This window comes from Flavobacterium micromati (genome assembly GCF_900129585.1).
Taxonomy (GTDB): Bacteria; Bacteroidota; Bacteroidia; order Flavobacteriales; family Flavobacteriaceae; genus Flavobacterium; species Flavobacterium micromati.
The window spans coordinates 18,618-31,915 of sequence record NZ_FQWF01000003.1; the positions used below are offsets into that span (position 1 = coordinate 18,618).

The 13,298-nt window shown below is 34.4% G+C and carries 9 protein-coding genes; 6 read left to right on the top strand and 3 right to left on the bottom strand.

Annotation, left to right across the window (positions count from 1 at the left end; translation table 11 throughout):
* The first annotated feature begins 328 nt into the window (after window positions 1-328).
* The 6 genes from pyrR to BUB42_RS03930 all read left to right on the top strand — a co-directional run bounded on the left by pyrR (window position 329) and on the right by BUB42_RS03930 (window position 4,587).
* Window positions 329-868, top strand: a complete 540-nt coding sequence (pyrR, locus tag BUB42_RS03905; RefSeq protein ID WP_073017418.1) for a bifunctional pyr operon transcriptional regulator/uracil phosphoribosyltransferase PyrR — start codon at window positions 329-331, stop codon at window positions 866-868.
* A 45-nt stretch (window positions 869-913) separates the two neighbouring features.
* Entirely contained in the window at window positions 914-1,840 is a 927-nt protein-coding gene (locus BUB42_RS03910; RefSeq protein WP_073017419.1) for an aspartate carbamoyltransferase catalytic subunit, read from the top strand.
* A gap of 73 nt (window positions 1,841-1,913) precedes the next feature.
* Window positions 1,914-2,246, top strand: coding sequence for a ribonuclease Z (locus BUB42_RS03915; protein ID WP_073017421.1), 333 nt, complete (start codon window positions 1,914-1,916; stop codon window positions 2,244-2,246).
* Between the two features lie 55 nt (window positions 2,247-2,301).
* A complete protein-coding gene (locus BUB42_RS03920) occupies window positions 2,302-3,207 on the top strand; it encodes a ribonuclease Z (RefSeq protein WP_073017423.1) in 906 nt (301 codons plus the stop codon).
* Window positions 3,208-3,280: 73 nt separating this feature from the next.
* Window positions 3,281-3,925 carry a pyridoxamine 5'-phosphate oxidase gene (gene pdxH, locus BUB42_RS03925; protein ID WP_073017424.1) on the top strand — a complete coding sequence of 215 codons (645 nt, stop codon included), beginning with the start codon at window positions 3,281-3,283 and terminating at the stop codon, window positions 3,923-3,925.
* Window positions 3,926-4,080: 155 nt separating this feature from the next.
* Complete coding sequence (locus BUB42_RS03930) at window positions 4,081-4,587, top strand: CAP domain-containing protein (protein WP_073017426.1); 507 nt, start codon at window positions 4,081-4,083, stop codon at window positions 4,585-4,587.
* Between the two features lie 206 nt (window positions 4,588-4,793).
* On the opposite strand, the gene BUB42_RS03935 is transcribed toward BUB42_RS03930, so the two are convergent.
* From BUB42_RS03935 to BUB42_RS03945, 3 genes are all read right to left on the bottom strand, one after another.
* Window positions 4,794-6,734 (bottom strand): OmpA family protein, encoded by a 1,941-nt coding sequence (locus BUB42_RS03935; RefSeq protein WP_073017428.1) that lies wholly within the window; start codon window positions 6,732-6,734, stop codon window positions 4,794-4,796.
* An 11-nt stretch (window positions 6,735-6,745) separates the two neighbouring features.
* Window positions 6,746-7,663 carry a PorP/SprF family type IX secretion system membrane protein gene (locus BUB42_RS03940; RefSeq protein ID WP_073017430.1) on the bottom strand — a complete coding sequence of 306 codons (918 nt, stop codon included), beginning with the start codon at window positions 7,661-7,663 and terminating at the stop codon, window positions 6,746-6,748.
* Window positions 7,664-7,798: 135 nt separating this feature from the next.
* Window positions 7,799-13,006: a DUF7507 domain-containing protein gene (locus tag BUB42_RS03945; protein ID WP_073017432.1), complete on the bottom strand. Its 5,208-nt coding sequence runs from the start codon at window positions 13,004-13,006 to the stop codon at window positions 7,799-7,801.
* Between the last annotated feature and the right edge of the window lie 292 nt (window positions 13,007-13,298).

Below are 13,298 nucleotides of genomic sequence, written 5' to 3' on the forward strand. Positions count from 1 at the left end.
AAATTCCAACACCTACTCCAGCTTTAAATATACCTTCTATAACAGAGCAACTTGAGAATGAAAATATTACTACAAAGAGAACTAAAATTCGCGTAATTTGTTTTTGCATGATTATGACATTAATGTGAGATTTCAAAATTAAGCCATTATCAGTAATGAAATGTTATAGAATTAAGCGTTTAAATTACGAAATTTTGTTTTAATCTAATTATTGAGTCATTATTCTGGATCTTAAGAATAGAAGATGATCTTACTTTTTCTCTATTGATTATTATAAAATCATTAATTGGAATTAGTATATTTGCCAAACCATTATAAGCGAACAATTATGAGTCAAAAAGTATTACTCACTGCTAAAGAAGTTACTATCATTTTAAATCGTTTGGCTTGTCAATTGATTGAGAAACATTTTGATTTTTCGAACACTATATTAATTGGAATTCAGCCAAGAGGCGTTTTTCTTGCTGAAAGATTAAAAGAAATATTAGAAAAGGAATACCATACTCCCGAAATACAACTAGGTTATCTTGACATCACTTTTTTTAGAGATGATTTTAGAAGGACCGATAAGCCATTAGAAGCTAATAAAACAAATATTAATTTTATAGTCGAGAATAAAAAAGTCATTTTTATAGATGATGTACTATTCACTGGTAGAAGTATAAGATCAGCACTTACCGCAATACAATCTTTTGGAAGACCCGCAGAAATTGAATTACTAGTTTTAATTGATAGACGTTTCAGCCGGAACTTACCCATTCAACCGGATTATCGAGGTCGACAAGTAGATGCAATTAATGGTGAAAAGGTAAGAGTCAATTGGAAGGAAAATGACGGAGATGATGGCGTTTATTTAGTTACAAGTTAGGCTAAAGATAGGATTCACCATTAAAAATTAAAAATCGTAAAAAAAATGAAAGAATTAAGCGTAGATCATTTATTAGGAATAAAATACCTTAGCAATAATGATATAGACCTAATTTTTGAAACAGCCGATCATTTTAAAGAAGTGATAAACAGACCGATAAAAAAAGTCCCTTCTTTACGAGATATAACTATTGCCAATATATTTTTTGAAAATAGTACTAGAACAAAGCTATCTTTTGAATTAGCTCAAAAAAGATTATCAGCAGATGTGATTAGTTTTTCGGCAGCACAATCCTCGGTAAAAAAAGGCGAGACGCTCATCGATACCGTAAATAATATTTTATCTATGAAGGTGGACATGGTTGTAATGCGACATGCAAATCCTGGAGCGGCTTATTTTTTGTCGCGAAATGTCCAAGCAAGTATAATCAATGCTGGTGATGGAGCTCACGAGCATCCCACACAGGCATTGTTAGATAGCTATTCTATTAGAGAAAAATTAGGTGAAGTTGTGGGAAAAAAAGTCGTAATAGTGGGCGACGTCCTACATTCAAGAGTAGCTTTGTCTAATATTTATGCGCTTAGGATGCAAGGAGCTGAGGTCAAAGTTTGCGGGCCAAAAACGCTAATCCCTAGGCATATTGAGTCACTTGGCGTAACAGTAGAATCTAATTTAAGAAAAGCGTTAGAATGGTGCGACGTTGCAAATATGCTCCGTGTGCAAAATGAACGAATGGATGTGAATTTTTTTCCATCAACGCGAGAATATTCGCAGCAGTATGGCGTTGATAAATCGCTATTAGATTCACTCAATAAGGAAATTATAATTATGCACCCCGGACCCATTAATCGCGGTGTAGAGATTACTAGCGAAGTTGCCGATTCAAATCAATCTGTGATTTTAAATCAAGTTGAAAATGGTGTTGCAATAAGGATGGCCGTTATCTATCTTTTAGCGTCAAAAATTAAATAATTTACGGTATAACTTTGTAACTTAGCGTTTCGAGAAAATTGTGTGTTTATCTATAGACTTTAAATATTATAAAATGAAAGTAGAACAAAAATCGCATACCGTAACGATCAAAGACACCCAAGGTGATTTCACTTCCTTTTTAATGAAGGTTACTCATCAGTACAAAACCTTTGAAAAACATAACATGATAATAGATTTACTTCAATATCAGGAACTATCTATCTCTGAAATAAAATTGTTTATGCCGTTGGCAAAACTGCACAAAAATGCTAAGAAATCTTTTGTTGTTGTAGCCTCGGCTGTTGATTATAATGCTGTGCCTAATGCCATATCGGTTGTGCCATCGTTATTAGAAGCGCGAGATATAATTGAACTAGAGGAAATAGAGAGAGATTTAGGATTTTAATTTATTTTTTTGATAATAATATTTTTTTTGTTGCAATAAATGAATAAATAAAATAGTGAAATTAACTATACTTGGTTGCTATGCAGCTACACCTAGAACGTTTACCAATCCCACTTCACAAGTCTTAGAAATTAAAAACCGTCTTTTTTTAATTGATTGTGGTGAAGGCACTCAAGTGCAACTTCGTAAAAATAAAATTAAGTTCTCGAAGATTAATCACATATTTATTTCGCACTTGCATGGGGATCATTTTTTTGGATTAGTTGGCGTTGTTTCCACATTTGCTTTGTTGGGTAGAACTACCGATTTACATATTTATGGACCAAAAGGAATTAAGGAAATCATCACATTACAATTGCGATTGTCTAATTCTTGGACTAATTATGGTTTATTTTTTCATGAGTTAGAATCGATTGCGAGTGAGACTATTTATGAGGATGATAAGGTTTTAGTGAAAACCATACCATTAAAACATAGAGTTTACACAAATGGTTTTTTATTCCAAGAAAAAGTCGGAGAGCGTAAACTGGATTTAGATGCTGTGCAAAATTATGGTATCGAAACTTGTTATTATCAAATAATTAAAAATGGTAAAGACATCACACTTGATGACGGAACAGTAATAGATAACTATAAATTGACATTTGATCCAATTCCTGCAAAAAGCTATGCATTTTGTTCAGATACTGTGTACGAAGAATCAATTCTACCTATTATAAAAAATGTCGATGTGCTTTATCATGAATCTACTTTCTTAAAATCTGAGGAGGCTTTAGCTAAAAAAACATTACATTCTACTGCAACTGAGGCAGCAACTATTGCTTCAAAAGCTTGTGTGAAGCAATTACTTTTAGGACATTATTCTACGCGATACGAAAGTATAGAACGATTTAGAGAGGAAGCTGAAACTATTTTTGAGAACGTACTTTTGGCTGATGATGGAAAAAGCTTTGATTTTTGAAAAAGCAAACTAATAAAATTGTCATTACAATTTTTTATAGGTTCTAATTAAATATTAATTTTAAGATACAAACATGAACGACTTAAGTAATTATAGGAAATCATACGAGAAAAGTGAATTATTAGAATCCAATATTACTGAGGATCCGATTAATTTATTTAACCGTTGGTTTCACGAAGCGGAAGAATTTGGCAGTGATAGTGAAGTAAATGCTATGTCATTAGCGACAATTGGTTTAGATGGTTTTCCAAAAGCAAGAGTGGTATTGCTAAAAAAGTTTACAGAGGAAGGTTTTATTTTTTATACCAATTATAATTCTGAGAAGGGAAAAGCTATTGCAGAAAATCCACATGTTTGCCTGTCTTTCTTTTGGCAATCTATGGAACGTCAAGTGATCATCAAAGGAATTGCAAAAAAAATAGATCCTAATAGTTCAGATGTTTATTTTGAAAGTAGACCAGACGGGAGTAAAATGGGCGCAATTGTTTCTGAACAAAGTGAAGTGATTCCTTCTCGTGATTTTTTGGAAAAAAAATTAAAAGTACTCGAAAATGACTTTGACGGAAAAGTAATGCTTAGACCCGATAATTGGGGTGGATTTTTGGTTACTCCGCTAGAAGTTGAATTTTGGCAAGGCCGGCCAAATAGATTGCATGATCGAATTCGATATAAAAGTAAATCTGATTTTACATGGGAAATAGATCGACTCTCTCCTTAATGTAAGATTAATATTCTTTAAATACTTTTTTTATGTATTTAGTCGATTATTTTTGGTATTTCATCGATTAAACGGTACGTTTGATTAAGAAATAAAAACAATAAAAATAAAGTTGCTTGCCCCACATTCTACTTTAAATTTAAACTGCCAAAAATATGAAACTAATATCTCAACGTTTAGTCCTGCTGTTTATGATTGTTTATTCGATGAATTCATGTTCTACTGATGCTGATGAAACTGCCAAAGTTGATAATGTTGTCAACGAAAAAGTAATTAGTTACACGTACAATGCGTTGGAATTAGAAACAATGGAAAAAATAAATACATATCGGGTAAGCATCGGACGTAACCGTTTAGAGAAAATAAATTATATATCTGTAAAATCTGAAGAACACAATAACTACATGATTGCAAATAATGTAGTGAACCATAATGATTTTGTTGCTCGATCTGAAAATATTATGAATATTTTAGGCGCAAAGACGGTGAGTGAAAACATTGCTTATAACTTTAATACCTCTCAGTCTGTACTAACTGCCTGGTTAGCTAGTCCAAGCCACAAAAACAATATTGAAGGAAATTTTACTCATTTTGGACTTGCAATAAAAGAAAATCCTGTAAATGGAAGAAAGTATTTTACTAATATTTTCGCAAAGATTTAAGTTAGTTTTTTTTATAAAGAGGCTATCTTCCCCCCAAAAGATAGCCTTTTTATTTTATACAAAAGATAATAAATAGATTTCATCAATTCTATAATAGAATTATTAAGAAGTTTTGTTAATAATCCAAAATGTAAACTAAATTTGGATTTTTATTTCAAAACTAAGTTTAACATTTTTATTGTTCTATTTTTATTGCTTGGCACTACTTATAATGCAGTAATGATAAATTCACTTCGTCTATTTAATTGATGTTCTTCTTCGGTGCAAATAACATTATCAGCACACTTGTTAACCAGTTGAGTTTCGCCATAACCTTTCGCGGTAAGCCTATCTGCTTTGATTCCATTTTTCATTAGCCAGTTAACAGTAGATTTTGCTCTTTTTGTAGATAATACTTCGTTGTATTTGAACGTTTGTCTGCTGTCAGTATGGGATCTAATATCTAATTTCATTGTTGGATTTTGAGTTAATACGTCTAAAATTTTCTCTAAGTCAAGCGCTGCTTCAATCCTTATATTTGATTTGTCTAAATCGAAATAAATCATTTTAATATTAAAACATTTCCCCAAATCATCACCTATAGTTACTTTGCACTTGATATTTTCTAATGATATTGGCAAATACGTTTTGTCATTTACAGCAGCAATAGTAATCTTTTGTTCTTTAGTTGTATATTCTGGTTTTTGAGCCCGAATGTAATATGTTTTTCCACATTTAACTGTAAAAGTGTAGTTACCATTAATATCTGAAACAGTGCTTCTAATATTATTATATAGGTTATCAAACAGTAATATTTTAGTATCAGGAAGAATATCTTTCGTATCTATGTCTGTAATTTCGCCATACAGCTCTTGGTCACAGCCTATTCTTTTATTTTCTAAGAATTTGTAAATATCATCATAGCCCTTTCCACCATCTCTATTAGATGTAAAAAAACCTTTTCTTGATTTTGCATCGATTAAATAGCCAAAATCATCTTGGCGAGAATTGATATCCGATCCAACATTTTGTACTTCACCAAAAGACAGATTAGGATTTATCGTTGATGTAAATATATCCAAACCGCCTAATCCTGGATGTCCATCTGAAGCGAAATACATTTCGTTATCCGAACTTATAAAAGGGAAGGTTTCTCTCCCTTCAGTATTGATATTTTTACCCAAATTTTCAGGAGTGCCATAAGTGCCATTTTCATTAATTTTTACTTTGAATAAATCAGATTGTCCTACTGTTCCTGGCATATCAGATGCAAAGTACAATGTTTTTTCATCTTGGCTTAATGCAGGATGGGCAACATTATAATTGTTACTGTTAAATGGGAGCTCAGTAATAGAGGACCATTTATTTTCCTTTAAAGTAGCTTTGTATATTTTTAACAAAGTGATTTTGTTCTCATTTTTTCCTTTTTTGCCATTAAGGAAATTGTTTCTAGTAAAATACATTGTTTTTCCATCTTTTGAAAAAATTGGAGTAGATTCATTAAATCTTGAATTAATGTTGGTATCAAATTTGCGCGGTTTCCCAAGCATCTCGTCTTTGTCTAAATTAGCTGTGTATAAATTTGTAAAATATTGATTTGTCCATTCATGTTTTCTTTGCCCCAGACTTCCCGTATCTCTGGCAGAGGCAAATACAATTTGATTTAAATAGATTGCCGTTCCATAATCAGAATAGATAGAATTTATTCCAGCGTCTTCAATTTTAAATCTCCCAGAATTAGCTTTAATATCGTCTAGATAATTTACATTCTTCATAAACAATATGCCTCGGCTATCAGTGCTTGACTTTTGATTAAATGACTCCAAAATTTCATTTGCGAGATCATTTCGTCCAATAGATCGCAGTGATTGCGAATAGCGGTAATAATACTCAGGCTCTAAATCGGCAAGTTTCATCGCAAACAACTCTTTGTACCATTCAGAAGCTTTTTCTAATTCAGCATTAAAAAAATACGAATTACCTAACTTTTTAAACAAGTCGGCCGATTTATATCCTTTCTCAGCAATCTTTTCATAGGTTTTTATTGCGTCTATGTAAGCATATGAATCGTATTTTTTATCTGCATTTTTAACTTTTTCTTTTTGGGAGTACCCATTAAATGAAATGACGAATAGTATTGCTAAGCAAAAAAGTTTCTTATTTTTCATAGTAATTTTTTTTAAAAGAATCTTGGAGTTATAATTTTGTCATTATTTTTAAATATTTCATATCGCAAAAATATTTCATGAGAACCAGAATTATAATTCCTCAACTTTGTTGTTTCCCGATCGTAGCCGTATCCAATATACATCCCGTCAGAAACTTGAAAACCTATCATTGCACTTAATGCTGCACTCCAGCGGTATGCTAATCCAACTGTTAATTTTTCACTAAACATAAAATTACCGGATACATCTACTTGAAGTGGTGTTCCAATAATAAGTTTAGATAATAATGCTGGTTTAAACTTTATTTCGGTATTTAAATCAAAGACGTATCCTGCAATAAAATAATAGTTTATTTTTTCTTTAGAAATTTTCACTTCATTGTCATCATAACGCGTTGATTCAATAAAATTGGGAACTGACAGACCAAAATATGCTTTGTCAGAATGTAAATAAATTCCTGATCCTATATTTGGGGTTACCACATTATTAATGTTTTGCATTGATGGATCTAAAGGGAATGAAACTTCGGGATTTAATTTAGTGATGTCTAGATTAAAAATATTTAATGTTCCCTTTACACCAACTGAAAGTTTATAATTTGGTGATGTTTGTATGGAATAGGACAGATCTGCAGAAACTGTATTTTCATTTGTTGGTCCTATCTTATCATTAATGAATGTTACTCCCAGACCTAAATTACTATCATTTAATGGTGTATTTATAGATGCTGTATTTGTTACAGGAGCACCATCTAGTCCGACCCATTGTGTTCTATGGAGCGCAAAAATACTCAGTGCCCCTCTAGAGCCAGCATAAGCTGGATTTATATTTATTGTATTGTACATGTATTGCGTAAATTGAGCATCTTGCTGCGCATAAGTGGCAAAAACAGTTGATAGCAAGATGAATAAAAATATTTTCGTTCTCATAGTAGATTTTTATTTAGATAAACCTCTTTTTTACAGAGATTAGTCTGATAGTTGGAAAAATGATTTGGTTTAATGCTTCTGATGTTTAGTCCTGAAGTCTAATAACTAGACTTCAGGATTTAACAGTAACTAATTTTACTTAGTAAGGTATAGATATCCATCTTTTTGATTAGTTCGGATATCTCCATTACCATCAACAGAGGTGTAATTTAAGATATAGAAATACGTTCCTGCCGGCAAGCCTGAAGACTGAGTTATTGTTGTTCTACCGCGAGAAATTCCTTCAAAATTATTACTTTGATTATTATAGTTTTTAGTTTCAAATACTAAAACTCCCCAGCGATTAAATATCTCAACGCTGTTTTCTGGGTAACAATCAGTATCGCTGATATTTTCGACACTAAACACGTCATTTATTCCATCTCCATTTGGAGAAAAAGCGTTGTGTACTAATATTGTACCGCAGCCTAAAACTAATGATTTGTTAATTACCAGAATATCTGAATCACTTATTACTAGATTTTCAATAGTTCTTCCAGTTGCAAAAGCAGTATTTGTAACGGTATTTGTTTCCAAATCAATTTTTGTTACGATGTAATCTTCATTGTACTCCTGAGATGCACCTGGAGCTAAACTTGCTATTATCGCGTTTAGTCCTGTTAGAGGATCAGTAACTACAATTTGAAAAAGTGTCACATTACCAACATTTTTCACAATAATATTGTAGTTCAGGACATCTCCTACTAAACTATAGCCGCTAGTAGGAGCAGTTTTAATAACTTCTAATCGAGGATTTTTATTAAGAATAGTAATTGTACAATTTCTACAGTCAGGTTTTGGAGTACAAGTTGTACATGGTGTCGGGTCAGTTGAAGTAGCTGTGACTCTTTCGCCAAATGGTAATGTGCCGGTAACGGTTGCAAGATTGTAAACTACACCTGCGTCTATATCAGCTTGAGTTAAAGAATAGGTACCTGCAAATTGTGTTGCATTTGAAGCCCCTTTATTCAATGTTATAGGAGATCCAGTCAACACAAGTCCGGGTAATGGATCAGAAACAATAACATTTGTTATAGTTACATTTCCCGTATTAGTTACAACAAAATTGTACGTTATTTTATCTCCAATATTTGTTGTTCCGTCATTGTTACTATCTACATAAATTCCGTCTTTAGTAATTGAAATATTTCCTTGTTGAACTAGCAGCGTGACAGTTGGTGTATTGTTATTTAATGCTGTACCCGAAGTATCACTGACATCAATTCCATTTAGATCTTTTCCAGAAGCTAAAGCGGTATTAGTTACTTTGCCACCATCTACATCCGCTTGGGTAAGAGTATAAGTTCCAGCGACCGTACTAGAGGATCCCACAGCAAGAGAAGCAATATTATTATTTGTAAATACTAGTCCAATCATAGGATCAGTCACGACGATATTTGAGAGAGAAACGTTTCCAGTGTTTGTTACTATAAAACTATAATTAATTTTTTCACCCACCTGAGCAAATCCATCATTATTAGTATCTGAAAAAGTACCTGTTTTAACAAGCGCTATGCCTGATTCAGTTAATCTGTAAGAATAATTTGCTGTACACCCATTGATATCTTTTATTTCTACACTATAAGTACCTGCGACTAAATTTGCAAGATCTTTTGATGTAGCTCCATTTGACCATAAGTACGTATAAGTCATTGTTCCTCCAGAAACGGTTTGAGTTATGCTACCATTTCTGCATCCCACACAATTATTGTTGTTGACAATAACAGCTGAGGCACTTGGTAAAGCAATTGGCTGAGTAATCCTAATTGAAACAGTTGCCTCACAATCATTCAAATCTTTAACCTTGTAAATATAAGTTCCAGCTGTTAAACCTGAAAGAGCAGGATTAGCAGCATCATAAGTATAAGTTCCTGAACCACCTGTAGTATTTAAAGTTACTGTAGCTGTACCACCAAAACAAGAAATTGGAGTTGCGGTTGCGGTTAATACAACTTGAGTAGGAGCAGCATTTATAGTTCTTGTTATCGTTGTAAAGCAGCCAACAGCATCGGTTGCAGTGTATGAATAAGTTCCAGCCTCTAAATTAGTACTTGGTGTCGAATTGAAAGTAATAGTTCCAGTTCCACCAGTAGGTGTACTTAAAGTTACAAAACCTTTTTCGCCAAAGCATTTTGGTTGAGTAGCGACCGCGGTAAAAATAATAGCCGAATTTATCGTTAAAATAACCGCTGTTCTTGTTAAGCTAGAACAAGTTCCGTTTGAAGATTCTGCATAATAAGTCGCAGAACCCACACCAACTTGCGTAGGTAAAGTCACAACAGTTCCACCAGTTGCAGCAGAATACCAAGTGATAGTTCCACCAGTTGCTGTTGCAGTTAATGTTTGCGTCGTAGTTCCATCAGTACAAACCGTTTGATTTGTTGCCGTTGGCGCAGCAGGCGTTGCTGGTTGAGCGTCAATAGTGACATTAATTGGCAATGATGTACATCCCGCAGCAGATCTTACAGTTACAGCGTAAGTAGCTGCAGCTAAGTTTGTAAATATTCCAGTAGTATTAGTATAATTAGTACCATCGATACTATACGTTATTCCTGTCCCTATTGGCGCAGAAACGGTAATAGTTCCTGTTGCTACAGTACAAGTTGGTTGTAAAGTTGCAGTGGCCGTTGGCGCAGCAGGCGTTGCTGGTTGAGCGTCAACAGTGACACTAGTTGGCAATGAGGTACATCCCGCAGCAGATCTCACAGTTACAGCGTAAGTTGCTGCAGCTACGTTTGTAAATATTCCAGTCGTGTTAGTATAATCAGTACCATTGATACTGTAGGTTATTCCACTTCCCATTGGGGCAGAAATGGTAATAGTTCCTGTTGCTACAGAACAAGTTGGTTGTAAAGTTGCAGTGGCCGTTGGCGCAGCAGGTGTTGCTGGTTGAGCGTCAATAGTGACACTAGTTGGCAATGAGGTACATCCCGCAGCAGATCTCACAGTAACAGCGTAAGTTGCTGCAGTTACGTTTGTAAATATTCCAGTAGTATTAGTATAATCAGTACCATTGATACTGTAGGTTATTCCACTTCCCATTGGGGCAGAAATGGTAATAGTTCCTGTTGCTACAGTACAAGTTGGCTGTAAAGTTGCAGTTGCCGTTGGCGCAGCAGGCGTTGCTGGTTGAGCGTCAATAGTTACATTAGTAGGCAATGAAGTACATCCTGCAGCAGATCTCACAGTTACAGCGTAAGTAGCTGCAGCTAAGTTTGTAAATATTCCAGTCGTGTTAGTATAATTAGTACCATTGATACTATAAGTTATTCCTGTTCCGGTTGGGGCAGAAACGGTAATAGTTCCTGTTGCTACAGTACAGGTTGGCTGTAAAGTTGCGGTTGCCGTTGGCGCAGCAGGCGTTGGGTTAGGAGTTGTAGCAGCGCTGGCTGAATTATTGCTACTATTAGAGTCAGCGGACGCACTAATAATAGCATTGTTTAGATAAACACCAGTGGCATTTACTCTAGCAGTAATTGTTAAAACAGCGTTTTGTCCGTTAACTAAATCACCGATCGCCCAATTTCCCGATGTATTAACGTATGTACCTAAACTTGTAGTCGAAGATACAAAAGTATAACCGCTAGGTAATAAATCAGCTACTGAAACTCCTGTAGCGTTACTTGGTCCGTTATTCAATGCCGTAATGGTAAAAATAACATTGGTTTGTGTACATGGAGTAGCTAAATTAACAGTTTTACTTACTGAAACATCTCCACAAATTGTTACTGATATTGGTAGAGATTGAACAGACGAGCCACAAGAGAGTGTTGAAGAAACCGAGTAATTACCAGTTATGTTAGTTGTATATTCATTTGTATTTGCTCCGCTTATCGCGACCCCATTGAAAAACCATTGGTAAGGACCAAATCCTAGGGATGTACTTAATGTTGCAGTTGAAGTACAACTCCCTCCAATAGAGATAGGGATGACAGTTGGAGGATCGGGTAGTCGCGTATAACTGGAAAATATAGCTGCCATCGAGAAACCTCCTCCTTGCTGTACTATACCAACGGTCATTTTCGATGTACTTTCAATTGAAATGTTCGCAGGACTTCCAATTTCAACATTGGTAAAATCTATTAAATACCAGCCGGTTGATCCTAATTGCGTTCTTATTCCAGATGAAGTTTCAATATTGGCGCCGTTTAGAGTTACTAAAGCAGTGGCGCTTTGAGTTAGTATATACCCAAAATACGGAAGATCTGTTCCTGTGTAATTTCTAAATTTATAGGTCTCTACATAATTAGAGCCACCACAAGCTGAAACTGGTGCTATACTTGTGACATCGACTTCACAACCGTGTGCTGTTCCTGAATAAACAGCTACGTTTTTGTCACTTATTATTCTCGAAGATGAAAAAGAAACTCCAGTTCCATGGCGATACGTATGAAAACTTCCTGCTAGAGCAAGTGTAACTGGAATTGTTGTTGTTAAAGCTCCTGTTGGAGAAAACTGTTGTATCGATAAAACAGTATTGGGTTCAGTAGCTATAATAGTTGTCTGTTCCGCTGTATTATTTCCCGATCCTCTAAAAATTACATATTCTCTCCCTAATACCGAAATTGGAGGAACTTGATCTAAAGTTCCATCTCCGCAGGCTTCAGGAGCATCTATTCTGGCAGAAGTATTTACTACAGCAGGCTGGGAGGTTTCCACCAGCGTTCCCATTATATTTTCAAACAAATAACTTTGTCCAGCATTTAATGTGGTCGTGGTGACACCATTAATTCTCACAGAAGTATTATTGTTTATAGCCATAACGCTATAAGTAGGTGCTAAACTAGTACCTAAGTTACCATTTCTATAATATCCAACTCTAAAACTAACTCCTATTCCAGCATCACCAAAACTAGTTAGCGAAGCGTTTCCTTTAATATGAGTACCATCACCTCCAGTTGCATCTGAGGCAACGTTTCTAATATTGATCGAGACCGGAGCGGTCGCTGTAATATTCAAACCGGCAGCTGAGACGACTGTATTAATAACATAATATCCTAATCCAGAAGCTGTTGGTGAGCCCGCGAATCGATATACTGCTGGCGTTCCTTTAACAACCGATAAGGTTGTAATAACGGTGCCATCACTTCTTTTTACCACAACCGAAACAGCAGTTGTAGATTCAGTAGCCACAACTAATTCATTTGCATCGCTAAAATACCTCCATGGGGCAGGTGCGACATAATGCTGGGAATAATACTGTGCGTAGGAATTAAAAGAAAGTAAAATGGTTAAAATAAGAAATAGCTTTTGGAAATTATTTACGCTGGTTTTTGCGTTAAACTTAATGTAGTTATCTTTCATATAGTAGGTTTTATATTTTTACTTTAGGCTTAGCTAAAATATTAGTTTTTTAATTTCGTTTAATTTTCTTTCTAAATTTTTAACAGTTCTTAGATTTGGACTCTATTAATGTATTTATATCTTCTCTATTAAAGTTTAGGTATTATTATTTGGCTTTATTACACAATCGTAAGAGTTGTTGGTCGTTGCAGAAATCTACAAATTGTATTTATTGTTTTATAAAAAATCTTGCCATGCTGCTATTTTATCGCTGCTTTGACAGCAAAGATAAAAACAAAAAGAGATTTATATT